The sequence below is a fragment of the Bifidobacterium sp. VU/mBH4 (B4) genome, assembly GCF_058199535.1.
The window spans coordinates 288,097-312,027 of record NZ_JBVPQJ010000003.1 but is presented as its reverse complement, the minus strand read 5'-3'; the positions used below and the strand labels follow the sequence as shown (position 1 = coordinate 312,027).

20 protein-coding genes are annotated in these 23,931 nt (G+C 58.0%); 7 read left to right on the top strand and 13 right to left on the bottom strand.

The features are described from left to right. On the top strand, positions 1–875 hold an 875-nt coding region (locus AC0AII_RS05840; protein ID WP_490446454.1), incomplete at its 5' end, for an RCC1 domain-containing protein. A gap of 200 nt (positions 876–1,075) precedes the next feature. On the opposite strand, the gene AC0AII_RS05835 is transcribed toward AC0AII_RS05840, so the two are convergent. After that, entirely contained in the window at positions 1,076–2,464 is a 1,389-nt protein-coding gene (locus AC0AII_RS05835; protein ID WP_490446453.1) for an MFS transporter, read from the bottom strand. 51 nt (positions 2,465–2,515) lie between these two features. Next, positions 2,516–3,472, bottom strand: coding sequence for a nucleoside hydrolase (locus AC0AII_RS05830; protein ID WP_490446452.1), 957 nt, complete (start codon positions 3,470–3,472; stop codon positions 2,516–2,518). A gap of 320 nt (positions 3,473–3,792) precedes the next feature. Between AC0AII_RS05830 and AC0AII_RS05825 the strand changes: the two genes are divergently transcribed. After that, positions 3,793–5,163, top strand: a complete 1,371-nt coding sequence (locus tag AC0AII_RS05825; protein ID WP_490446451.1) for a sugar porter family MFS transporter — start codon at positions 3,793–3,795, stop codon at positions 5,161–5,163. 75 nt (positions 5,164–5,238) lie between these two features. On the opposite strand, the gene AC0AII_RS05820 is transcribed toward AC0AII_RS05825, so the two are convergent. From AC0AII_RS05820 to AC0AII_RS05810, 3 genes are all read right to left on the bottom strand, one after another. Further along, complete coding sequence (locus AC0AII_RS05820) at positions 5,239–5,442, bottom strand: hypothetical protein (protein ID WP_024627492.1); 204 nt, start codon at positions 5,440–5,442, stop codon at positions 5,239–5,241. A gap of 113 nt (positions 5,443–5,555) precedes the next feature. Then, positions 5,556–6,590: an alpha/beta hydrolase gene (locus tag AC0AII_RS05815; protein WP_490446450.1), complete on the bottom strand. Its 1,035-nt coding sequence runs from the start codon at positions 6,588–6,590 to the stop codon at positions 5,556–5,558. Beyond that, positions 6,590–8,002, bottom strand: coding sequence for a sugar porter family MFS transporter (locus tag AC0AII_RS05810; RefSeq protein ID WP_463427891.1), 1,413 nt, complete (start codon positions 8,000–8,002; stop codon positions 6,590–6,592). Before AC0AII_RS05810 ends, AC0AII_RS05815 begins: the two co-directional genes overlap by 1 nt. Positions 8,003–8,164: 162 nt before the next feature. Here AC0AII_RS05810 and AC0AII_RS05805 point away from each other — a divergent pair, with 162 nt between their 5' ends. Together AC0AII_RS05805 and AC0AII_RS05800 are read left to right on the top strand one after the other, a co-directional pair. Then, entirely contained in the window at positions 8,165–9,142 is a 978-nt protein-coding gene (locus AC0AII_RS05805; protein WP_490446449.1) for a helix-turn-helix transcriptional regulator, read from the top strand. Positions 9,143–9,250: 108 nt separating this feature from the next. Further along, the gene (locus tag AC0AII_RS05800) at positions 9,251–9,973 is read left to right on the top strand and encodes a DUF4391 domain-containing protein (RefSeq protein ID WP_490446448.1); all 723 of its coding nucleotides are present in this window, start codon (positions 9,251–9,253) and stop codon (positions 9,971–9,973) included. A gap of 104 nt (positions 9,974–10,077) precedes the next feature. Here the strand turns inward: AC0AII_RS05800 and AC0AII_RS05795 are convergent, their stop codons facing one another. The 4 genes from AC0AII_RS05795 to AC0AII_RS05780 form a co-directional block, all read right to left on the bottom strand. Continuing rightward, positions 10,078–10,233 carry a hypothetical protein gene (locus AC0AII_RS05795; protein WP_490446447.1) on the bottom strand — a complete coding sequence of 52 codons (156 nt, stop codon included), beginning with the start codon at positions 10,231–10,233 and terminating at the stop codon, positions 10,078–10,080. 83 nt (positions 10,234–10,316) lie between these two features. Beyond that, complete coding sequence (locus AC0AII_RS05790) at positions 10,317–11,210, bottom strand: dihydrodipicolinate synthase family protein (RefSeq protein WP_490446446.1); 894 nt, start codon at positions 11,208–11,210, stop codon at positions 10,317–10,319. A 97-nt stretch (positions 11,211–11,307) separates the two neighbouring features. Further along, positions 11,308–12,744: a GntP family permease gene (locus AC0AII_RS05785; RefSeq protein ID WP_490446445.1), complete on the bottom strand. Its 1,437-nt coding sequence runs from the start codon at positions 12,742–12,744 to the stop codon at positions 11,308–11,310. A gap of 186 nt (positions 12,745–12,930) precedes the next feature. Then, positions 12,931–14,214 (bottom strand): enolase C-terminal domain-like protein, encoded by a 1,284-nt coding sequence (locus tag AC0AII_RS05780; protein ID WP_490446444.1) that lies wholly within the window; start codon positions 14,212–14,214, stop codon positions 12,931–12,933. Positions 14,215–14,460: 246 nt separating this feature from the next. On the opposite strand from AC0AII_RS05780, the gene AC0AII_RS05775 reads away from it, so the two are divergent. Beyond that, entirely contained in the window at positions 14,461–15,453 is a 993-nt protein-coding gene (locus tag AC0AII_RS05775) for a LacI family DNA-binding transcriptional regulator (protein WP_490446443.1), read from the top strand. Positions 15,454–16,136: 683 nt separating this feature from the next. On the opposite strand, the gene AC0AII_RS05770 is transcribed toward AC0AII_RS05775, so the two are convergent. Then, on the bottom strand, positions 16,137–17,255 hold the full coding sequence (locus AC0AII_RS05770; protein ID WP_052323105.1) for a zinc-binding dehydrogenase: 1,119 nt from the start codon (positions 17,253–17,255) through the stop codon (positions 16,137–16,139). Positions 17,256–17,480: 225 nt separating this feature from the next. Here AC0AII_RS05770 and AC0AII_RS05765 point away from each other — a divergent pair, with 225 nt between their 5' ends. Then, complete coding sequence (locus tag AC0AII_RS05765; RefSeq protein ID WP_490446442.1) at positions 17,481–18,230, top strand: SOS response-associated peptidase; 750 nt, start codon at positions 17,481–17,483, stop codon at positions 18,228–18,230. Here the strand turns inward: AC0AII_RS05765 and AC0AII_RS05760 are convergent. The 3 genes from AC0AII_RS05760 to pepN all read right to left on the bottom strand — a co-directional run bounded on the left by AC0AII_RS05760 (position 18,179) and on the right by pepN (position 22,951). Then, positions 18,179–18,832 carry a peptide deformylase gene (locus AC0AII_RS05760; protein WP_490446441.1) on the bottom strand — a complete coding sequence of 218 codons (654 nt, stop codon included), beginning with the start codon at positions 18,830–18,832 and terminating at the stop codon, positions 18,179–18,181. The genes AC0AII_RS05765 and AC0AII_RS05760 overlap by 52 nt on opposite strands. A 29-nt stretch (positions 18,833–18,861) precedes the next feature. Next, positions 18,862–20,238, bottom strand: a complete 1,377-nt coding sequence (glmM, locus tag AC0AII_RS05755; protein ID WP_306221817.1) for a phosphoglucosamine mutase — start codon at positions 20,236–20,238, stop codon at positions 18,862–18,864. A gap of 97 nt (positions 20,239–20,335) precedes the next feature. Continuing rightward, positions 20,336–22,951 carry an aminopeptidase N gene (gene pepN, locus AC0AII_RS05750; RefSeq protein ID WP_490446440.1) on the bottom strand — a complete coding sequence of 872 codons (2,616 nt, stop codon included), beginning with the start codon at positions 22,949–22,951 and terminating at the stop codon, positions 20,336–20,338. Between the two features lie 213 nt (positions 22,952–23,164). Between pepN and AC0AII_RS05745 the strand changes: the two genes are divergently transcribed. Further along, positions 23,165–23,923, top strand: coding sequence for a Tle-like phospholipase domain-containing protein (locus AC0AII_RS05745; RefSeq protein ID WP_490446439.1), 759 nt, complete (start codon positions 23,165–23,167; stop codon positions 23,921–23,923). Positions 23,924–23,931 lie beyond the last annotated feature (8 nt).

Below are 23,931 nucleotides of genomic sequence, written 5' to 3'. Positions count from 1 at the left end.
AAAAGACTATACCGGTCAAAGTCAAGCCGCCCGTCGGCAAACCTACGGCTTTCACCTACGTGCAGGTCAGCGCCGGATACGATTTTTCGCTGGCCCTGGGCAGCGACGGAAACGCCTACGCATGGGGAAACAACATGTATGGCGGGCTCGGCGACGGGACGTTCTACAACACCAGGACCACGCCAGTCAAAGTCAAGCCGCCCGCCGGCAAACCTACGGCTTTCACCTACGTGCAGGTCAGCGCCGGAGGCGATCATTCACTGGCCCTGGGCAGCGACGGAAACATCTACGCATGGGGATGCAATACGGGTAGTGACCTCGGCAACAACAAGCCCGGTGATTCGTATATTCCCGTGCGTGTGCGCGACCCCGTCAGCCCCACTAACGCAAGCAAAGGGCTGAAAGCCGCACAGGTGATAGCCGGATACCATTTTTCTCTGGCCATGGGCAGCGACGGGAACGCCTACGCATGGGGTGCCAACTACAGCGGCCAGCTCGGCAACGACACCACCAAAGAAGCGAAGGTTCCTGTGCCAGTGTCGTTCAACCTGCAGCTGGTGATCACCGGCGTCTGGTTCGACGGCAAGGCAGTATCAGGCCTGACGCGCGGCGATGGCGGCAGCGTCACCGTGCTCACGCCCGCACACGCGCCGGGCACAGTCACCGTCAGCGTGGACTACACGATAGGCGGCGCACCCCAAACACCGGACACCTCCCTCAGGTACACGTACCTGCCAGCAGGCGTGCTCCCCGAGGCAGGCGGGGAGGGCATCCTGCTCGCCCTCGCTACGGGCATGACCGGCATGGGCGGCGTCCTGGCCTCACGCCGCCACCGGAGAGAACAACACCAACTGTCACATGCTTCGCACGAGTAAGAGCGGCCGGGCGGCGAATCAATCCCCCCGCCCCCGGCCCTTCTAGGGGGAGCAGGGAGGAAACGTGTCACTTAAGGCTCATCCCCAAGAGAGCCGACACTTCCCTCCCGCGCCCCCACCACACATATCAATCGACCGTCCGAACGCAACAGAGGAGGCAACTCCTCTTGCCGCGCCCGGACGGTCGACTGCAACTGTTCTTACTGCTCGTCAGCAGTCGTGGCGTAGATGGTCTTCTTGCAGGCCAAATACACGACCAGGCCGAGCAGGGACACCGCAGCCCCGATCAGCAACAGGTTGCTGTAGTTGGCAGCCGGGCCAGTGGCACCCATGATGCTGAAGCCCTCCAGGCTGGGCTTGCCCATCAGACCACCGATGATGGCGATGCCGATGGAGCCGGTCACGTTCATGACCAGGTCGTTCATGCCCACGCCGCGGCCCGACTGGTCCTGGGGCAGGGTGTCCAGCACGGTGGAGACGATGGGCGAATACATCAGGCCGACCCCGGCGTAGTAGACGCAGGCGGTCAGCGTCAGGGCCAGCAGGCCGGAGTTGACCACCAGAGCCGTCCCTGCGAAGCCCAGGATCATCAGGCAGGCGGCGATGATGATGGCGGGCTTGCGGCCGATCCTGTCCACGATGGCGCCCGAGGTGGTGCCCAGCACGGCGGCCACCAGGAAGGCCCAGACCACATGCAGGGAGACCGTGGTGGTCGACACCTTGTAGACGTCACGGCCGATGGCGTTGAAGATGGGCGACATGCAGTAGTTCATGAAGTAGAAGATCAGGATCAGCCCGATGCCCATCAGCCAGCGCTTGTTGCGGAAGAAGTCCGGGGTGATGAAGGGGCTCCGGGCCCGGCTGATGTACACGGCGAAGATCAGGTAGCAGACAGCCGAGGCCGCCAGCAGCCACCAGGCCGTGTACGAGAAGAAGAGGGTCAGCAGGGCCGTGGCCAGTCCGAAGATGACAAAGCCCAGCCAGTCCACCTTCTCGCCGTTGCCGCCGCCGGTGGGCAGGCTCTTGAGCAGGATGGGCAGGAAGACGATGGTGACCGCGGGAATCAGGAAGAGGTACTGCCAGGCTATGGAGCTGAGCAGACCGGCGGCGAAGATGCCGATGGCTGCAGACACCTGGTAGCCGGCCGTGAAGATGCCGAAGAAGATCACCTTCAGGGAGGGCTTGAGGTACTTGGTGGCCACGACCAGGTAGGCCGAGCCAGCCACCTGCTCGCCGGCGGTCTGCAGCAGCCGGGCCGCGATCACATTCCAGATGTTGGGGGCCATGATCGTATTGGCCACGTATCCGTAGACGGACCCGATGAACAGTATGCACAGGCCGAAGGTGACCAGCTTGCGCAGGGATACGAAGTCACCCAGGGACCCGTAGATGAAGCAGACGATGCCCAGGACGATGCTGGGCAGGGCCGTGATTAGCGAGGCCTGGTCGGGAGCGCCGGCGTCCTTGCCGACCTGCTGGAAGACCAGGTTGAAGCCCTGCAGGCACAGGGTGCCCAGGACGAAGGTGATCAGCAGCAGGATCAGCGATCGTACGGCTGTCGAATCCTCGGTGGATTGCTTTTCGGACATGATGTCTTCAGTTCTCTTTCTCTTGCGTGAACTTGCCGGGGATGGCGGACCTCAGTCAGCCTGGGAGGCCAGCTTGGTGATGCGGGTCATGAACTCGTCCAGGAAGCGTGGCACGTCCACGCCGACGGCCACGCGCATGGTCTTGTTCGGGTCGTTGAGCCGCTGCTCGTCCCCGATGGTGCGCCCGCGAGTGGCGCCTTCGGTCTCCACCTTCATGTTCATGGGCAGGGTGGTGACCAGGGTCGGATCCACGGCCACGGCCACGGCCAGCGGATCGTGCAGGCCGCAACCGCCCAGGTGGGGCGAGGTGGTCTCATAGGCCTTGATGTAGAAGTCGGTCATGTCAGCCAGGAAGTTGCCTGCCGCGGTGCCCAGCTCACGCCAGCGGGCGGTCTCCTTGTAGGTCAGCAGGGTCTGCAGGGTCACATCCAGGCCGACCATGGTCACGGGCGCGCCGGAGCGGAAGAGCACGTCGGCCGCGTCCGGATCCTGGGAGATGTTGGCCTCCTGCCAGGCGTCCACATTGCCCGGCACGGTCAGGGCCCCGCCCATGAGCACGATGGAGCCGATGCGCTGGGCAATCTCAGGCTCCTTGGCCAGGGCGGCGGCGATGTTGGTCATGGGGCCGGTGGGCACGTAGACCAGATCCTTGCCATAGGTGTTGACCGCATCGATGATGAAGTCCACAGCCGACTCCGTCTCAGCCTTGCGGTCCGAGTCGGGGATGGCCACGTCGCCGATGCCGTTCTCTCCGTGGATGAAGGCGGAGACAGGCAGCACCTCGAAAGAGTCCGCCTTGGAGGCGTGGGACAGGCCCGGGTAGACCTTGACTTCGGGGTGACCCAGCAGGTCGGTGATGGCCAGATCGTTGCGGATGCCCTGCTCCAGCAGCACGTTGCCATAGGTGCCGGTTATGCCGATCAGCTCAACTTCGGGGCTGCCTAAGGCATAGGAGATAGCCAGAGTGTCGTCGACACCAGTGTCCAGATCCAGAATCAGCTTGCGCATACAATGTTTCCTTTCATTGCCATGGCTGTATGGAACCATGGCCGTATGCATCCACGATGTCCTTGTGGTGAATGCTTGTTTATCATATGCGAAATTGAGCAGTTCCGCTGCCCATGACATGCGTAAGTCGTGGACAATATCCCCAAATGTTCATCTAGCCCGCGACCAGGGCCCGGAGGACGAATCCAGATAGCGAATCCAGCAGCTGGTTCCCCGGCCGATTGCCCTGTCCACAATGGCGAGCCGGATCGACGGACCGCTCCCCCAGGTGCCTATGATGACTCTGATTCAGCCCGGATGAACAGGCGAAAGGGGAACCCATGACCGCGATTCAAGGACGGCGGCGCAATCTGCAACTGATGACCGCCCTGGGCGTGCTGGCCGGCGGCCTCTACGGCTATACATTGACCGTCATCTCCGGAGCGCTGGTCAATATGAACCTGGGCTCCGGCTCGGGCGGACACCTGACGGCCGGAGAACAGGGCATGGTCACCTCAGCCCTGCTGATAGGCGCCGCACTGGGATCCTACCTGGCAGGCAAGTTCAACGACCGTTTCGGCCCCAAGCACATCATCCTGACCGGCGCCCTGCTGGCCATCCCCGGAGCCCTGCTGAGCGCCCTGGCCCCCAGCCTGGCCCTGCTGGGACTGGGAAGACTGATCATCGGAGCCGGCATCGGCATGACCTCCACCATCGTGCCCATTTACCTGGCCGACATGGTCGGCACGGCGGAACGCGGACGGGTGGTTTCGGTCAACTCGGTCATGATCGTGGTCTGGCAGCTGCTGGCGGTCAGCGTCAACGCCATCCTGGACCGGATGGGTGCCGACTGGCGGACCATGCTCTGGGCCCTAGTGCCTCCGGCTATCCTGCTGGCCCTGCTGGCCTGCTTTCTGCATGACAGCCCGGCCCACCTGATCCGCCGAGGCCAGCCGGACCAGGCAGCAACCTTCCTTCAGTCCACCCGCGACCAGGCAGAGGCCCGGGTGACCATGCAGAAGCTGTCGCAGCCGGCGAGCGCGAAGACTGCCAGTTTCAAGGCCCCCTGGCTCCGGCGGGTGCTGATCGTGGGCATCGGCATAGCCATGATCAACCAGCTGACCGGACTGAACATCGTCAACTACTACGCGCCGACCATCTTCACTGACACCCTGGGCTTCGACCCCTCACTATCAATGATCGCCACCGTGCCCGTCATCCTGGTCTCCGCCGTAGCGGCCACCATCGGAGGGCTGGGACTGATCGACCGCTTCGACCGCCACGCCATTCTGGCTGTGGGACTTGCAGGCACTATCGTCTTCCTGGCCGCTATCGGGGTCTGCTACCGGTTCGTCGGAGCCCCGGGCTCCGGGTCACGGACGGCCGCCTGGATCATGATCGGCATGATGATGATCTATGTGGTCTTCGTCCAGGGTCTGGTGGCCCCGGTCACCTGGCTGCTCCTGTCCGAGATCTTCCCCCAGCAGATCAAGAGCCGCGGCATGGGCTACGCCAACGTGGCCATGAACCTGACCAACTTCGGACTCTCCCTGGTCTTCCCCACGCTGCTGGCCCGTCTGGGCGGCACCGGCACCTACCTGCTCTTCGCCCTGATCAATGTATGCGCCCTGGTGTTCGCCTGGATCATGGTGCCCGAGACCCGAGGCAAGAGCCTGGCCCAGATCGAGCAGGAGGCCCGGGACCAGGCATGAAATCGGGCATAAAAAGAGGGCGGAACCGAACACCAGCCCGCCCTTATGGAATCTGATACTTCAGATTCTGATGCCTCAGATGTTGAAGGCCTTCTTGGCCAGCTTGGCGATGGTGTCGCCGCCCAGCTGTGCGACGTCATTCTTGCACTGGTTGATCCTGCCGAAGAGCTGGTCCGCGTCGTTATATGACAGGGGCTGGCCGATCTCCTTGGACAGATCAACCAGTTGGTCGATGGTCTCCAGGTTGCCTAGCTTCTCTACCAAGGTCTTCTCGTCCATGAATCACTCCTCTGTAAGCGGCGGTGCAGACACCGGGGGCCTTGCGCCATCGATGCCCACCTTTCTCCTCCCATCATAGCCAGCAACCGGATGAACCGGGCGCGCGCAGAGGTTCAAATCAGGTCGTAGGAGAAATCGTGGATCTGGTCCAGGGCCTGCCGGCTCTCCTCCAGCCAGGTCATGGCCACCGGATAGACGTGTCCCAGGGTCTGCAGACGGTTGGGCCGCAGGTCATGCAACTCGAAGTCGCGGCCCTTCCTGCACAGGATCTCAGCCATCTTGAGCGCGTCGCCCTGCAGGAAGTCGTCGGCGCTGGTGTTCAGGAATACCGGCGGCAGGTGGACCATGTCGACCATGGTCGTCAGGTCGGCCATCTGATCGCCCCCGGCCTGCACGAAACTTCTGAAGAAGGATGGTGCGACCCTTGTCAGGTCATCGGTGGGCGAACCGGTTGGATGGAAGTCTTCCAAATCCACCGATAAGTAAGGAGTCAGATCAAGCAGGCCTGAGACGAAAGCAGCCCCCCGAGGCCGCAGACCGGCAGGCTTCAGACCCAACCTTTGCGCAAATTGATCATCGGACTCGACGGCCAGCGTATAGAGCGCCAGGGTGCCTCCGGCCGAGTCACCCGTCAGAAAGATCCTGTCGGGCGAGACCGGATACTCGTCCAGGCGGTTCTTGATCCAGGTCAGGGCCGTCAGTACGTCAGACAGCTGGCCCATGAAGTCCGTGCTGGGGATCAGCCGGTAGTTGACCGAGAAGACCGCAAAGCCACGCTTGGCCAGGTGGGTACAGAAGTTCCGGTTGAGCTCCTTGTAGCCGTACATGAACCCGCCGCCGTGGATGTCGATGTAGACCGGGGTCACCCTGCCGTTGCGCAGCAGGGCATCATGAGGCAGATAAAGATCCAGCTTGTGGGCGCGCAAACCATCGTCCACATAGGCGATGTCGTTGAAGCAGTCCACTCCCTCGGGCACCTGCCAGTGACGTGAACGGGGAGCATCCATGCGCCCGAAGGTCAGCCGGGACCCCAGAACAGTCTTGGCCATATCAGGACTGCAACCATCCAGGTCCCCGTCGACCTCGGTCCAGCCCTCCAGGAGTTCACGTTCCTCGTCGGTTACCATCATCTCTGCAACGTTGTTCATCATTCAGCCCTCATATCTTCCAGCTCTACGCCGTTGGTCTCTGGTAGAACCTTCAGAACAAACAGCAGGCTCAATGCCGCAAAGACGGTGTACAGCAAATATACGTTGCCGGTGCCGATCCCATCCCGCAGCCAGGGGAAGGAGGTGGACACCAAAAAATTCCCGATCCAGTTGAAGGCGGTTGCTACAGCCACCCCCATGGCACGGATGTTATTGGGGAAGATCTCGCCGATGACCACCCACATAGCCGGTCCCCAGGTGCCGCAGAATGTGAAGTAGAAGAGGTAGACCGCTACCAGGGTGAGCGGTGCCCACATACCCTTCAAAGACAGCCCTGCAGCAGTGACTTGGGCATGATAGAAGCCAAAGGTAGCGAGAAGAAGGAAAATGGTCATGCCGGCGGAACCGAAGGCCAGAAGCTTTTTCCTGCCGATCCTGTCGATCAACGCCATAGAAATGATCATGGGGATGAAAGCGACCACCGCACGGATAACCGAAATGTTCAATGCCTGCTGCTCAGAAAAACCGAGTGATCTCCAAAGGCTGGAATCATAGTAAAGAATGATGTTGACCCCGTTGAACTGCTGGAATAGCGCCACAGCAATGGCTATCCAAACCACCTTTTTGAGGCCACAGGTGCGTCCGCGCAGATCAGACAGGCGCGGACTGGTCTCACTACCGACTGAAAGCCTTATCTGAGCTACCTTTGCCTGCGGATCCCGGGTGCCATTGAGTTGCCTGAGCAAATCAGCAGCCTCCTGGTCGCGTCCTTTCATAACCAAGTACCGAGGCGACTCGGGCAACTTGAAGCAGACAACCAGCATGATCAGAGCAGGGACCAGCATCATCAGCAGCATCCACCGCCATGTGGGCACGGAAAACCACAGAGCCTGGTCAGCTCCGCCTGAACTCTTGGCCAGCACATTGTTGACTATGACGGAGGCCAGCATGCCGATGCCCACCGCAAACTGCTGGAAGCTGGTCAGGAACCCACGCATTTTGGTGGGAGAGACCTCAGCGATATAGGCCGGGCCGACCACCGAAGCAAAGCCCACACCAATGCCTCCGATGATTCGGAAGAGCAGGAAACTCCATATCTCCGGAGCGAAGGCCGACCCTATTGAACTGACTACGAAGAGCAAAGCAGCCAAAAGCATGATCTTTACTCGACCAAATCGGTCAGCCAGTTTGCCGGCGAACCAGGCACCGATCACGCAACCCAACAGGGCAGCCGATACCGAAATACCACTCATGAAGCTGTTCAGGCCAAAACCTGATTTTGTGCCGGCGATGGAATCCACGGCCCCGTTGATCACTGAGGTGTCGTAGCCGAACAGCAATCCTCCTGTTGCCCCTGCCAGACAGACCAGGATGATGCGGCGTCGCACAGACGGATCAAGCACTTCCGTCACATCACCAGATAATGATGATTGATTGTTATTTTGTGACACGGTCACTCCTTTGTAGCATGACACATCGTTACCACAAAGCTATACATATCTGAAGGTCCGAGAACGTCAATCGGTGACCCGAATATGACATTTTGTAACCTATCTGCCAGGTGAAATGGAATAATGTACAGACTGCTTTCCTCGGAAAGAAGATGTACTATGCTGCAACATCCAAAGGACGCACATCAATACAACACCGTGATCAGCCCCGACTTCTTGGAAGAAGACATTTATCCCGAGGGTTATCCAGGCCTGGTCATCGTTCATTATGACAACGACGAATTAGTCAGCGCCCATTGGCACCAGGGTCTGGAAGTGATTCACACCATACACGGCGGCGGCTCCTTCCAGGTCGAAGACCAGCACTATGTGCTCGGGGACAGCGATAGCCTGCTGATCAGCCCCTATAAAATGCATCAGGGTCGCACTGTGAGTCACGGCCAAGGTTTGGTCAAAATCATCTCGGTCACCTTCAACAATGAAGTCGTCGGCCGGATTTACCCCTTTGCCGATAGGTTTCTTTTTTCGCTTTCCGCCCCCCACGCGAACACAGAAGACCGGAAGAATCTGGACCATCTGATGACCAGCATCGGGAACCTGTATGAACAGCAGGACACAGCTTCGGCATTTCTACTGAATGCCGCGCTTTATCAGTTGCTGCACCTGCTGTACACCAGATTCACCATCGGTGTACGACCGCCGGAATCAATCAGATCAGGGCGCAATGTCACCAGGCAGATCCTCGGCTATCTAGCCAATCACCACGCCGAAAATCTGACCGAGCGGACCGTGGCAGCCTACTTCGGCTACAGCAGGGAGCACTTCAGCCGTCTATTCCGAAAGACCACTGGCTCCACCTTCAAGTCCTATCTGACCAAATTAAGACTGGACGACGCCAAAGCCAACATGGATCGATCCAATGGCCCCATAACAGACATCGCCGCGGATGCCGGATTCCCCAGTCTGACCAGTTTCACGCGAGCCTTCACTCGTGAGTACGGGATTACGCCCCGGCAATATCGAAGGGAGCATCTCCAGATCGATCAAACGACCTTTCAGACATGCAGCGACGACCCGCACGGCAAGCAGCAATTCTCGTAACAATGTTTGCTCGATAGGCAACGGGTCATGCTCCGGCAAACGGACACTCTTGTCCCTGGTCGCACTCCTGCCGGTAGAATAACGGCAACAGCGACAGAAAGGCCAAGGATGACAATCGCAAGCTACGAAGGCGTATCCGCGCGCTCCCTGGGCCTGCCGCCCACCACCGCCATTCCGGCAGCCAAGGGCGAACTGCCTATACGCGCTTTCACCACGCGACCGCCCGTCTCCTCACGGCTGCGTCAGCACTTCTCCACCAGCATCGACAAGATTGTCATGCTGGCCCTGCTGCGGCCCGGGACCATCCCTTCAGCGGATGGCGCACACTGCCATGAGGTGCTGGTCATGGCCATCGGGTTGAAGACCCCCGATGTGCCGGAGGACGTGCTGGAACACATCGCTGCCATGCGCTCATCAGGCATGGTGTTCATCACCATTCACCAGGGTGAAGAGGGGCTCGTCTGCACGCCGGCCGTCCGCCGGGCCCTGCCCACTAAAGCCGGTCATGAGACCAGGCACACGCTCCACCTAGGTAGACCCCGCCCTGCCGATGAGACCAATTTGACCCTGGTCGGCGACGATATGGACCAGCTCTGGGACAGCCTGTGCGCCCAGGTGACCCTGGACCAGACTGACGGTACGGATCTGGACAGCCGCCTCGCCGTCCGCGAGCGCATCGAGCTGCTCAAGGCTCAGGAGACCAAGCTGACCGGAGACCATAGCCGGGCCAAAACCACCCAGGACCGCAACACAGCCTTCGCCAAGCTCCAAAAGGTCCGCGCCGAGCTGAAACAGCTTTCCGCCGATGACCAGGCAACTGAGACCAATTAATTAGCCTGCAGTAACCCGATACTTTCTCAACGATCACCTACCGCAATGGAATCTTTTATTTACAGGCGATGAGCTACCGCTTTAAGCGAAGGCAAAAGGCTTTGTTATCCCACAGCCAAATAACCAATCGGCATGATTCCAATTTCGAAAGAAGACTGTATCTTTTCGAGTGCTTTGTTTGCTGCAAACTCACTGATTTTTGGCATATCGAAGAAATCAATCCAGCTGGCACCGCTTAAAAGCGAACGCAACAAGAACATTCATTTCCTGTTGCGTCCGCGTATATCACCGAAACCAGCTGGCATAGTATTATTTACCCAGTCTGATATGCCAATCAAGAGCATCAACGAGAATTGAGAATATCAGCAATTCTTGCTTCCTGTTCACTAGTGAGTTGGACAGCAGGCTTTCGTATATCTGTACAAATCGGTAACCCTTTGACTTTTACCGCACCCTTAATAGAGGAAATAAACAGATCGGCCACGTCATATATCTGCATTAAGGCATTGATACGTTCCGCACATCGCAGAGCCGTCTGGTAATCTTCACGTTCATATGCGGAATGCATAGTAACAAAAGTCTCTGGTTCAACATTTGTTAACCCACAAAGCACCCCATCGCCACCGGCAATTCTGTTCACCGTGTAGTATTCATCAAATCCTGAAAGTACGCAAAAATCAGGATTAACCTTGTGGACAGCTGCGATTACCTTGCGAGTATGACTGATCGTATCGACCGTATCTTTGATTCCAACAATATTGGGGTGGCCGGAAACCAACTTTGCCACTAACTCCGCAGACAGATCCATTCCGGTTCTGGGAGGGAAATTGTAAAGGAGGACCGGAAGTTTGGTCGATTTGCAAATCATATCGTAGTAATCTTCAGCCGCCTCATTCGAGGGACCAAAGTAGTAGGGTGCCACAGCAACAACACCATCAGCTCCGGCTTCCTCAGCACTAACGGCAAAGTCAACCACCTCATCAGGGTTTGTTCCGCCGATTCCCACCAACACCTTCATTCTGTGCGCCACGTGATCTAAGACGTACCGCACAACCTTCTTTTTGGTCTCCAAATCGAATGCGTAAAATTCACCGATGCTGCCAAAGATAAGTACTCCATCAATCCCAGCATCGATAAGATGGTCAAGATGGCGACCCCAAAGATCGTAATCGATATCACCGTTCTCTTTTGTAATTGTGATTGACGGACAGTAAATGCCGTGGAATTTTTTCGCCATAACAATGCTCCTTATTCCTTGAATAATGGACCTCTAAGCTCCCGACAAAAAGTTTATGATGAATGGGCCCATTTACGAATCAACCAATCACTCCTTTTTACATAAGGACAATGCTCAAGAGCATCACGAAGACGAACGAAACAACCGAGAGGACACAGGTCATCACGGTCCATGTCTTGAACATCTCACTCAACGAGAATCCGAAATATTCCTTGACCAACCACAATCCGGCATCGTTGACGAATGAGAATACGAAGGAACCGGCTCCAATGGCCAATACCAGAAGGGCTATGCCAACAGGATTCATACCCATCGCAACAGCCACTGGCTCAAGGATACCGGCAGTAGTTATAGCGGATACCGTTGAAGAACCGGTAGCAATCCTCACAAACGCAGCGATTACCCAAGCGATAAGCAGCACTGAAATATGGGAAGTCTTCACAAATTCAGTTAACATATCACCAATTCCGGTATCGATAAGGAGGGTCTTGAAACCACCACCAGCGCCTAGGATAAAGACGATTCCTGCGATGGGTTTCAAAGAATTCCCCGTCTCGCTTTGGATTTTCTTCCATGGGAAATTGGTAACTTTGAAGAGTACAAGGGCAGAGAAGATGAGCGAAATCAGTAAGGCAACCTCAGGATTGCCAACGAACTGCAATATCTGCGGACCAAGCGCTTTTGAAGTGCCAAGATCAGGATCGATCATTGTTGCAATGGATGTGATCAACAGCAAAAGAGCTGGAAGAATAATGCAAATAAGGGAGAGCAAGAACGAAGGACGCCGGGTATCCTCAGGTTGGTTTTCCACACTTGACATGTCAAAAGTGTCGGGAGCGCCTCTATCAACGATCTTTGTAGCATAACGCGCAAAGAGCGGTCCGCAAATAATGACAGTGGGAATGGCAATTAACACGCCGATTCCCATGGTGATACCCATGCTCCCGTTGGGAAATGCTTTCAAGGCAGCTGTAGGACCAGGATGGGGCGGCACAAGAGCCTGCATAGCGCACAAACCAGCCAAGGATGGCATTGCAATCATCATTATGGGCAATTTGGAACGCTTGCAGACCATGATAATGACCGGGACCATAATAATCAGGCCAACATCGAAGAACATGGGCAGCCCTATTAACGAACCAATCAAGGCCATAGTCCAGGGCAACCATTTTGTTGACGAGTGAGCAACCAATGTGTCTACAAGCACGCCAGTGGCACCCGTAACCATCAGTGTTTGACCTAGCATGGCACCGATTCCGACTAATATACCGACGCTCTTTGTCGTAGAGCCGAACCCATCCAGAAAGGAATTGATCGTATTCATCAAACCATAACCTGATCCGATACCGGTGATCATCGATGCAATCATTATGGCGATGAATGGGTGGACATGTGCTGCAGTAACCAGCATGATCAGCACAACTACACCCACAATAATGCTAATTAACAGAGCCACAGGGTTCAGTTGAACCTGTGGAGGCTTTTCTGAAGCAGCTGCCAAAAGTAAAGGAGCAGCCGAGATAATTGAATTCATGAGACGTCTTTCCGTGAAACGAAGCTCAATCTACAAAAGAATTCATGCTTAAGCCGAGCTCACCAGATTAATGTTGCCGATGGAAGAGGCCAGGACTTCACAGTAAAAGGCATGAATTCAGCAGATTCAAATAAAGGAAGCAAAAGTTGGGTGGAGGAGGGCATCATTGCCCTCCCCCCGAGAACATCAACCGCGGTAAAGGTACTTTTCAGCTGTTTCTATTGTCATCTCAGTGCCATTGCCTGGGGCTGTTGGAGTCACATAATTGCCATTACGTATCTCAGTAGGATGAACAAAATACTCATGTTGGTTATCAACATATTCGATCATCCGACCATCCATGGTGCCAGACACTGCGCAGTAATCGAACATGGCAAAATGGCAGACGGCCTCGCACAGCCCGACCCCTCCGGCATGCGGACATACAATCTTATTGAACTTTTTTGCCATAAGATATTCGAGGACAATCTCTTGGGGACCAGCAACCCTGGTAGCGTCTATCTGCATGACGCCGAAGGCGTTCTCCTGCAAGAATTGCTTGAACATGATACGGTTCTGCATTTGTTCACCAGTTGCCACAGGGATGGGGTTGATAGCACGAGCGATAGTCGCGTGACCGATGATATCGTCTGGATTAGTTGGTTCCTCTACCCAGGCCAAATCGAAATCATGGAACTTGTTGATCCACTCTATGGCTTCAGGAACATCCCATACTTGATTTGCATCAACCGCCAAGCGAACTTCAGGCCCAATTGTCTCACGAGCTAATGCGAGACGACGCAGATCGTCGTCAACGTTATGCCCGACCTTAAGCTTGATTTGCTTGAAGCCTTTTTCTCGAGTCTCCTCCTTGGCTATTTCCACCATCTTTTCATCGGCATAACCCAGCCACCCTGCTGCCGTGGAGTATCCAGGATAGCCGTTTTTAAGCAGATACTTGATACGCTCTTCTTTGCCTTGCTGCCCTTGTCTGAGGATTTCCGTAGCCTCCTCTGGACGAAGGGCATCAGTCAAATAGCGGAAATCAAGAGTGCTGACCAACTCCTCAGGCTCCATTTCAGCAAGGAGCCTCCACAAGGGTTTGCCAGCCCTTTTGGCCTTAATGTCCCAAAGAGCACTAAGTACAGCACCAATGGCCATATGCTCGACTCCCTTTTCAGGACCGAGCCATCGCAATTGGGAGTCACCGACCAAGAGGTCCCAGGCACTGCGCATATTGTCAAGGAAATCCTCAACATTACGCCCCAACAAGACCTGCGACATGGAATCAATGGCCCTGCAGACCACGTCATTGCCTCGGCCGATGGTAAAGACAAAACCCGTTCCGACGATACCATCATCTTTATTAGTATGAATTTCTACGTATGCAGCGGAATAATCAGGATCCGGGTTCATGGCATCAGAGCCGGATAGGGTTTGAGAAGTGGGAAAGCGGAAATCATATGTTTGAACTTTGGTGATTGTGCTCACGATAGACTCCTTCGTCATGTACACCGCGATTGATTATTTGATGACAGTTCAGACTATAGCGATATACTTCGAAAAGTGCAAACATGCTATTGAAATATTTCCAAGCTAGGGTATCTTTATTGTATGCTTACTGAACTATGCGGGCTCTGCGTCAACCTTCAGTTACACAGGTCTACCTTCGTAGTCCTGAGTTTCTGAGCCCCGTCCTTGCAAGGATCGATTAACGAGGGAAGGAAGTGACTTGCAGTGAAGGTTTCCGAAATAGCAGAGCTAGCCGGCGTTTCGGCGTCGACAGTCTCCAAGGTCATCAATGGCAGAGCGGGAATCGCCGCTGAAACTAGGCGACATGTGGAGGAGGTGCTGGATCAAAACGGATACTTCAAGCCGCTGGTTAGCACAAAGGTTTCTCAGACAATTGAGCTGGTTCTGGACCATATTGATTCAGACTGCACATCAACCTTTACCAAAGAGGTCTCATACTGGGTGCAGCAGGCTGGCTTCGCACTAACCGTAACCCAGCTAGAGGCAGGACTCAGCGTAGAGCACTGCTTCCGAAGCATCATTGACCGCAATCCCATGGGTGTAGTTATACACCAGATAACGCAAATTCCTGAAGAGGAAAAGAAGCTCTTAAAATCTCGAAATATTCCATACGTGATATTAAATCCAGTAACCCCTCTGGACGACGAGGCGATGTGGGTCTCCATTGATAGATGGACTGGGGCCTTTCAAATAACTCAGTATCTGATATCTATGGGGCATAGACGCATCGGCATAATCAATGGTCCTGCGGAGGCACAGGCTACCATTTCGAGGTATGGAGGTTTCCTCACCGCTGCTCATCATGAAGACATTGATCTTTCTGATGAACTCGAAGCAACGACCGACCTGTCCCCTCAAAGCGGATATGAAGCTGCCTGCCACTTGCTTGACCTGTCTGATCGACCTACCGCGATTTTTGCTTGCAACGACCAGGTGGCAACGGCCGTCTACCGTGCAGCCTACGAAAGGGACCTATCGATACCTAACGATCTTTCTGTCGTTGGTTTTGAGGACATATTCCCAGCAAATTACATGGCCCCACCTCTGACGACTGTTCATCAGCCCTTTAACTCTGCCTCACGTAAAGCCATAGAAATGATTATCGATCAACGACGAAATCGAAAAGTAGAGAACCACGTAGTCTTGCCTATGACTATTGTTAAACGAGGAAGTGTGGCAAGACCGCAAGAACAATAGTGTTAATGCACGAATCTACAATTTTATTGTAATGAAAGACGGTCACAATGCGAGCGCAATACTAATCAGTTGACATTATCACGGGCAAATCCATAATCTGTTTGGAATCATCCACAACAGCCGTGAGTGTGCTGATTTAGACACAAAAGGCACAGAGACAGCAGCACAGCTGAATCGTTTTACACGAAGGCTTGCTATAGTACTTTGTCTTGTAGCAGGCTATCTTACGGAAAGATCCAAGTTTAACAGTGTGCAGGATACCGACATCCAATATGGTACTTCTGATTGAATGACACAAAAGACAACGTTTTGTTAACGTGCAGCTTAAAAAGAAGTAGATATTTTATTTGACTTCAGCGATCTTAATTAATAGCAATATCCGAGCTTTGTCACAAGCACACCTAATACCGTCTGCGTATAAGCAATCACCATTGCCAAACGTCAAGGCCCAGATCGAATTAATGCAGTAGGATCATTCTTTCTAATCCAAGATGAGAACCCTCAGCTAAGAACCGTAAAGCCGGATATCGCACAGTGTTGAATGTTCCCACTTAGGAAAGATATAAAAGGGGTCGTCCGATAGTAGCAGTCCGACGACCCCTCATTGATCCCTATCATGAATCTATTCAATTAGCCACAGCAAGCAGGCATAATTGGATTTTTTAATGAGCGCCCAAGACCGATCAGTCGAATTCGGTGATGACCGAACGAATGACCTCGCCGTTGACCAGCTGCTTGTAGGCCTCGTCGATCTGGCTCAGCTTGATGTGCTGGCTGACGATGTCATGCATGTTCAGCCGTCCGTCCACAGCGAAGTCGGCATACATGGGGATGTCGTGCTTGATGTTGGTGGAGCCCATCCACACGCCCTTGAAGCCGCGCTGGTGAACCAGCAGGTCAGCTGGGTTGATCTCCAACGAGACCGTGGCATCCGGCTTGGTCAGGCCGATCGGGTAGGCGGTGCCGCCCACGCCCAGCATGTCCCAGGCCTGCTTCATGGTGACGGGCAGACCGATGGCCTCGAAGGCCTGATCCACGCCTCCGTCAGTCAGCTCGCGCACCTTGGCCACAGGGTCCTCATTCTTGGAGTTGATCACGTCGGTGGCGCCGAACTTGCGGGCGAACTCCAGCTTGTTGTCCAGCAGGTCGATGGCGATGATCCGCTTGGCGCCGCAAATCCGAGCTCCCGAAATGATGTTCAGGCCGATGCCGCCGGTGCCGATCACGGCCACGGTGTCGCCGGGGCGCACATGGGCGGTGTTGATGGCAGCTCCTGCTCCGGTGATGGTGGCGCAGCCGATGCAGGCGGCCTCATCCCACTTGACCTGGTTGTTGACCACGGCCAGCTGGTTCTCGTGAATCAGGGCCTTCTCGGCGAAGCCGCCGGTGCCGAAGGCCTGAGTGATGGGCCGACCGTCAGGGAAGGACAAGCGGGGCTTCTCGCCCGCGCCGCGCACGCACTCCTGCTGCTGGGTGCAGGACTGGGGCTGGCCCTTCAGGCAGTTGGCGCAGTGTCCGCAGACCTGCTCCAGGGAGGCCACCACGTGGTCGCCCACCTTGATGCCGGACACCTCGGGGCCCACGGCCTCGACGATGCCCGAGATCTCATGGCCGATCACGGCCGGGAAGGGGAAGAACTTGTCGTCATCTTCGACCAGATGCAGATCCGAATGGCACAGACCCGAGGCCTGCACATCCACCAGGACCTCCGCGCCAATAGGGTCGTCAATAATGATCTCCTCGGGCTGGGCAAAGCCCTTGCCGATGCCATAGGCAATCGACGCCTTGATCTTCTGAGGCATAAACCATCTCCTAATCACCATGCCGCCACCGGCCTCATGCCAGGCAGGGCAAAAACAATGTTGAACACTGCGCTGTGGCCACGGTCATCCTCAATGTATGCACCGCTGCCGCAGACCACTTTCATGCTAGCAGGAAAGAGGGGTCAATCAGCATTTAGACTGGCTCGGGAAGAGGCCTCCGGCGTTTCCTCGACGGGGGCTCCAAGCATCCATAGAATGGGCTTCATGTGTGGACGATTCGCGGCTGACTTAGACTACTCCAGCCTGGCCGAACACTATGGTGCCCGGCAGGCTCCGGGACTGCCCAAACCCTCCTGGAACATCAGTCCCGGGTCCGCCATCGCCCTGGTGGCCCAGGACCGACATGGGCGACGGCATCTGCATACGGCCCGCTGGAACCTGGTCCCTTCCTGGTCGAACAGCGATCAGATGGCCTACCCCACCCACAACGCCCGAGTCGAGAGCGCTCTGACCAAGCGGACCTATGCGGATTCAGCCAGGAGTCAGCGGGCCATCATTCCGGCCAGCGGCTACTACGAGTGGACACCTGACCATCAGCCCTACTACTTCCAGGCTCCCGACGGCCACACCCTGAGCATCGCCGGCCTCTACTCCTGGTGGCGTGCCAGACCAGGCCAGCCCTGGCTGCTGACGGCGACCATCCTAACGACACAGGCTACGCCAGAGGCCGCCCGGGTACACGATCGGATGCCCCTGCTGATCACTGATAATAATCTGGATTCCTGGCTGGATCCGAGCATAGAAGGCCAGGAGATCCTGCCCAAGGCTGTGGAGCCTGGTCGCCATGCCTCCGAGGCATTGACCATGCACCCGGTGGCGCCGCTGAAGGGTGACGGACCGGAACTGACTGAGGATATAGCTCTGGATCAGAGGGTAAAGAAAATTCAGAAGGTTCCTAGGATTCAGATGGTGAATCCCAGCTCCCGCGCCGCCTCGGTGGGGACCGGGTCGTAGGCCCAGTACTCGCTCAGGTTGTCGTCGGAGGACAGACTGCGAATCTCGGCCTTGTCGATGTAGACCTCGCCCGACAGATGGTCGGTCTCATGCTGGAAGATGCGGGCCGGCCAGCCGTGCATGTGCTGGCGGTGCTTGCGCCCGGAACGGTCCTCCCAGCTGGCCGTGATGTCCAGCCAACGCCGCCGGACCGCCTGGAATCCTTCCAGGGACAGACATCCCTCATAGAAGGCCGCGGTCTCCTGCCCGATAGGTTCATAGGAGGGGTTGATGATGACCCTGAAGGGCAACTCGTCCATCTGGCGCGGATCATCCTCGTCGTCGCGGACATGGTCCTCGATGACGGCGATGGCCAGCCCCAGGCCCACCTGGGGCGCTGCCAGTCCCACGCCCGGGGCCTCAAGCATGGTGGTGCGCATGGCCTTGAGCAGCCTGTTCAGCGTCTTGGCTGCCAGCTGACCCTTATAGGGCTGAGCCTGCTGGCGCAGGACGGGCTCGCCCATCTGCACGATGGGCAGGAGCTCTTCTTTGCCGGCCTCGGCCAGCATGGACTCCACCCGGTGGTTGAGGTCGGCGTCGAAGGCCGCCTTTCTGCCGAACATGGATGATTCCGCCTTTCTGGTTCGTCGCTTTAAATGGCCAGCTCATCAGCCACGACCGACGCCAGCCGCTGGCAGACCTGGTCGGCCTGCTCCTGGGTGGCCGCCTCGACCATGACCCTGACCAGGGGTTCGGTGCCCGATGGCCGCAGCAGGACCCGGCCGGTGCTGCCCAGCATCCGCTCCTCCGCCTCGACCGCATCCTGGACCTTGGCGTTGGTGCGGGCCGCGTTCTTGTCCACACCGGACACGTTGATCAGCTGCTGGGGCAGCTGGGGGAAGTCGGCGGCCAGCTCCTTGAGGCTCTTGCCCGAGCGCACGACCTCCTTGGCCAGGGTCAGGGCCGTCAGGGTCCCGTCGCCGGTGGTGGCGAACTCCCGGTTGATGACGTGACCGGACTGCTCGCCGCCCAAGGTGTAGCCTCCGCGCAGCATCTCCTCCAGGACGTAGCGGTCACCCACAGCCGTCTGGACGGTGACGATGCCCATCTGCTTCAGGGCCAGCTTGAGCCCCAGGTTGCTCATGACAGTGACCACCAGGGTGTCATTGGCCAGCTTCCCCTCGCGCTGCTTGGCACGAGCCAGGATGCCCATGATCTGATCGCCGTTGACCATGTGTCCCTCTTCGTCCACCGCCAGACAGCGGTCGGCATCCCCATCGAAGGCCACGCCCATGACCGCATCCGAGGCCTGGACCATGGCCTGCAGCTGCTCGGGATGGGTGGATCCGGCGTGCTTGTTGATGTTGTAGCCGTCAGGCGAGGCGTTGATGACTACCACGTCCGCCCCGGCCCGGCGTAGAGCCTCGGGAGCTACCACCGAGGTGGCTCCGTTGGCGCAGTCGGCCACGATCCGCAGACCATCCAAGGGCTTGGTCTGGGTCTTGTCGGGGGCGACAGGGGCAACTGCTTCAACAAGGTGGTCGATGTACATGTTGGTGGCGGTCACGGTGTCATGGGAGACGCGGCCCACGCCCTCGCCCACCGGGCGCTCCCAATCCTGGCCCAAAACCGCTTCGATGTCGTCCTCCTTGGAATCCTGGAGCTTGAAGCCGCCCCGGGCGAAGAACTTGATGCCGTTGTCGGGCATGGGGTTGTGGGAGGCTGAGATGACCGCACCCATCTCCACGTTGAGCACGCTGGTCAGGTAGGCGATGCCCGGAGTGGGGATGATGCCCACATCGATCACGTCGAAGCCGCCTGATGACATACCGGCAGCCAAGGCTGATGCCAGAAAGTCCCCGGAGACCCGGGTGTCGCGGCCAATCAGGGCCCGTCGGCGGCCCGCGGACCGATCCGCGCCACGACCTAGGACACGGACCGCTGCATCGCCCAGATCCAGGGCCAGCTGTGCAGTCAGGTCTCTATTGGCTAAACCGCGTACACCATCGGTACCGAATAATCTGGGCATTGCTCTCCTCCGAACCTACCATTCTGCATACAGGCGACAGATTCATTATGGCCCCGCCCCTGACCCGTCGCCACTCGGATCGGGGCGGGCAGGGTGTTCAGCGCAGACGCTCGTTGTATTCGCGGACCTTGAGGATGCGCCTGGAGGACTCCGTGTTCTGGATGATCATCCCGCGCAAGGCCTTGGGAGCCTCGGCGTGGTCGGCCATCCAGGCATCGCCCGCCTTGACCAGGGCTGCCGGATCGGCCTTGGACGGGTAGAGTCCGCCTGCAGACAGGGGGTTGAGCAGGGTCTCCGCGATGTGGAAGGTCTTCTGGGTCCAGACCTCGTCCACGGCTGCGAAGAAGCGGTCCACGTAGGGTGCGAAGAGCTCCTGTTCCCCCGAGCCGGAGAAGCCGTCGGCCACAGCTTCGATCTGCGAGTTGGTCAGATCCTCGTTGTGCAGGGCCTGATCCCAGGCCCAGGCCTTGGCCTCAGCCGTCGGGCGGGCGGCCCGGGCGCCCATGGCGAACTCGCGGTTCTCGGTGGTGTCTCGAGCGGCCAGCTCCCGGTCGATCTCGCCGTCAGCCAGCAGGTCGTGGGCGGACAAGGCGTGAATGATCAGCCAGCGGGTGTTGTTGTCGATGGTCAGACCCTCCAGCTTCAGGTCGCCGCTCAGCAGGCCACGGGCGTGATCCTCGAAGTCGGCATCGTCCCCATAGCCCAGGTAGGCGCGGACCAGCTGGAACTGCTCGTCAGAACCCGGCTGGGCCTTCATGGCCAGATCCCAGAGCGTGCTGGCCACCAGCTGCAGCATGGGCTGGCGGCGACGGGAGGCGGTGAAGTGGTGGGCGGCCGTGGAGATCTGCGACAGGGCGTAGCGGAAGGTGGTGGACTGATGCTCGGTGGCCAGGGCCTTCAGGCTCAGGCTGATGAAGCGCTCAGCAGGGAACTGCGCATCCCGGGTCATGTCCCACAGGCTGAGCCAGACCACGGCCCGGGCCAGGCGATCCTCGATCCGGTACAGGTTCTGCGTGGCATACTCCAGAGAGTCCTGGTCCAGGCGCAGCTTGGCATAGGTCAGGTCATCGTCGTTGATCAGGATCAGGGCCGGACGCTTCCTGCCAACAGCCTGGGGCACTTCGGCTCCTTGGCCATCCAGATCCAGCTCGAACCGGTCTGTACGCACCACCTTGCCGGACTGGTCCTCGTCGTAGAAGCCCACAGCCAGGCGATGCGGGCGCAGGACCGGATGCTCCTCGGGAGCGGTCTGGTCGATCCGCATGGCGGTGATGGTCCCCTGCCCATCGGTCTGCACCTGGCTGGTCAGCGTGGTGATGCCGGCCTCCTCAAGCCAGAGCCGGGACCAGTTGCCCAGGTCGCGGCCGCTGGTCTTCTCCAGCTCGGTCAGCAGATCGTGCAGTGTGGCATTGCCATGGGCATGAGCCGTCAGATAGTTGTGGATGCCCTGGAAGAAGCGCTCACGGCCCACGTAGGCGACCAGCTGCTTCAAGACGGAACCGCCCTTGGCATAAGTGATGCCGTCGAAGTTGACCTCGGTGTCGTGCAGGTCGCGGATGGGGGCCACCACGGGGTGGGTGGTAGGCAGCTGATCCTCGGTCAGGGCCCAGCTCTTCTCGCCGGAGCAGAAGGTGGCCCAGTCGTCGGTCCACTCGGTGGCCTCGGCGGTGGCCAGGGTCGACATGAACTCGGCGAAGGACTCGTTCAGCCACAGGTCGTTCCACCACTTCATGGTCACCAGATCGCCGAACCACATGTGGGCCAGCTCGTGCAGGACAGTCTCCACGCGGCGGTTGATCTGGGCCCCGGTGGCCTTGGACTCGAAGACGTAGGAGTCGCGGAAGGTGACCAGGCCGATGTTCTCCATGGCGCCCGCATTGTATTCGGGCACGAAGATCTGGTCATATTTGGCCCAGGGGAAGGGCAGGTCCCAGGTCTTGGCGTAGAAGGCGAAGCCCTTCTTGGTCACATCGAAGAGGTATTCGGCGTCCCCGTCCAGGGAGTCCTTCAGCGCCTGGCGGCAGTACAGGCCCATGGGGATGGTCCGTCCATCCTCGTTCTGATACTCGCTGGTCCACTGTGCGTAGGGTCCGGCGGCGAAGGCGGTCAGGTAGGAGCTCATCACCGGGGTGGTCTGGAAGACCCAGCGGGTCACGCCTTCGGTGCGGCCGCCCTCCAGGGTTCCCTCGGCGGTGCGGCTGTCCAGGTCCTGATGGGAGGCGGGAGGCATGTTGGACAGGACCGTCCAGGACGCCGGGGCGTCCACGGTGAAGTCGAAGACGGCCTTGATGTCCGGCTGGTCGAAGACCGCGTAGACCCGGCGGGCGTCAGGCACCTCGAACTGGGAGTAGAGGTAGACGTTGCCATCCGAGGGGTCCACGCTGCGATGCAGCCCCTCGCCTGTGCGCGAATAACGGCAGAGGGCCTCCACCCGCAGCTGGTTGTGCTCGCGCAGGTCGTTAAGCTCAATCCGGTCGTCCCGGAAGGCCAGGGCCGGATCCAGACGCTGGCCGTTGAGCTCGATCAGGCTGACCTGGTCGGCGATCAGATCCACAAAGGTGGACTCCCCCGGCCGGGCATCAAAGTCGATCAGGGCCGTGGAGGGGAAGGTTACAGGCCCCTTGGTCAGGTCCAGGTTGACCTTGTAGCTGACATTGGATACGACGACGGCTCGCTCTTCGGCTTCCACACGAGTCAGATTGGCTCCGGGCATGAATTTCCTTTCGCGCATGGATGTCGGTGCCCCCACCGGCATCGGCATAGGTCCTGTATGGATATGGCAAGTCAAGTCTAATGCGGTCACCAGCCGACGGGCCAGCAGGACGGTTTCCCTCTTTTCTGACGGCGCAGTCCGGACGGGAATAGTCGGGCCTCCAGGCGGTTGTTCATGGTCCATGCCTCACGAATCTGGCAGAAAGGGAGTGCCATGCAGGTCCGGACCGGGTTTACCACACAGCAGCTCAACATGCTCTGCCAGTACTCCTACGGGATCGGTCGAGGGGATGTCAAGACCCGCCCGGGCCTGCATTGGTTCGAGGATCCGACTCTGGGCAGCTACTGGGTGCTGCGCTCCCGCTACTGCCCCGAAAACGGCTTCGAGGGGATGATCGCTGCCCAGAACATGGGGAACGATCCGGACTATGCCCATCTGGTCGTGGTCTATGCAGGTACCAACCTGCGCGACGACCCACGCCACGACATTCATGCCGCGCTGACCTGCTTCCTGCCGCCATTGAAGAGAGAACCGGGACAGACACGGCAGGCAGGCATCCTGGCCGAGCAGGCGCTTGACCTGGCGCGACGCAGGGCGGGAACCGACCGTGGAGTGCTTTTTACCGGTCACAGCCTGGGCGGAGGCTTGGCCCTGATCCAGGCGGCGGAGCAGGACCTACCTGCTCGGGTCTTCTGCGCCGCTGACCCCTGGCAGGTGTTGAACCAGGAGCAGCGTCAGCGGGTGGTCCATCACTACGGGGACGGCCAGTTCGTAGACTATCGTCTCGGCAACGACCGGGTGACCGGAGCCGCCAACCGTCTGCTGAGCGGACAGGCCGACCGCAGCGCCTGTGTGGTCTGGTGCGGCAAGGGACCCAGCAGGTTCGGACACTGGCTGGGTGACTTCGATTTCGACCAGAGTGGCGAGGTCCTTGCCGAAACTCCCCTTACTGCGGCTGCATATCAGCGGTAATATGAGAA

Coding starts and splice junctions, on each gene's coding strand:
- AC0AII_RS05835 (WP_490446453.1), bottom strand. CDS start 2,464: ATGTCCGAAAAGCAATCCACCGAGGATTCGACAGCCGTACGATCGCTG.
- AC0AII_RS05830 (WP_490446452.1), bottom strand. CDS start 3,472: ATGCGCAAGCTGATTCTGGATCTGGACACTGGTGTCGACGACACTCTG.
- AC0AII_RS05825 (WP_490446451.1), top strand. CDS start 3,793: ATGACCGCGATTCAAGGACGGCGGCGCAATCTGCAACTGATGACCGCC.
- AC0AII_RS05820 (WP_024627492.1), bottom strand. CDS start 5,442: ATGGACGAGAAGACCTTGGTAGAGAAGCTAGGCAACCTGGAGACCATC.
- AC0AII_RS05815 (WP_490446450.1), bottom strand. CDS start 6,590: ATGAACAACGTTGCAGAGATGATGGTAACCGACGAGGAACGTGAACTC.
- AC0AII_RS05805 (WP_490446449.1), top strand. CDS start 8,165: ATGTACAGACTGCTTTCCTCGGAAAGAAGATGTACTATGCTGCAACAT.
- AC0AII_RS05800 (WP_490446448.1), top strand. CDS start 9,251: ATGACAATCGCAAGCTACGAAGGCGTATCCGCGCGCTCCCTGGGCCTG.
- AC0AII_RS05795 (WP_490446447.1), bottom strand. CDS start 10,233: ATGTTCTTGTTGCGTTCGCTTTTAAGCGGTGCCAGCTGGATTGATTTC.
- AC0AII_RS05790 (WP_490446446.1), bottom strand. CDS start 11,210: ATGGCGAAAAAATTCCACGGCATTTACTGTCCGTCAATCACAATTACA.
- AC0AII_RS05785 (WP_490446445.1), bottom strand. CDS start 12,744: ATGAATTCAATTATCTCGGCTGCTCCTTTACTTTTGGCAGCTGCTTCA.
- AC0AII_RS05770 (WP_052323105.1), bottom strand. CDS start 17,255: ATGCCTCAGAAGATCAAGGCGTCGATTGCCTATGGCATCGGCAAGGGC.
- AC0AII_RS05765 (WP_490446442.1), top strand. CDS start 17,481: ATGTGTGGACGATTCGCGGCTGACTTAGACTACTCCAGCCTGGCCGAA.
- AC0AII_RS05760 (WP_490446441.1), bottom strand. CDS start 18,832: ATGTTCGGCAGAAAGGCGGCCTTCGACGCCGACCTCAACCACCGGGTG.
- glmM (WP_306221817.1), bottom strand. CDS start 20,238: ATGCCCAGATTATTCGGTACCGATGGTGTACGCGGTTTAGCCAATAGA.
- pepN (WP_490446440.1), bottom strand. CDS start 22,951: ATGCCCGGAGCCAATCTGACTCGTGTGGAAGCCGAAGAGCGAGCCGTC.
- AC0AII_RS05745 (WP_490446439.1), top strand. CDS start 23,165: ATGCAGGTCCGGACCGGGTTTACCACACAGCAGCTCAACATGCTCTGC.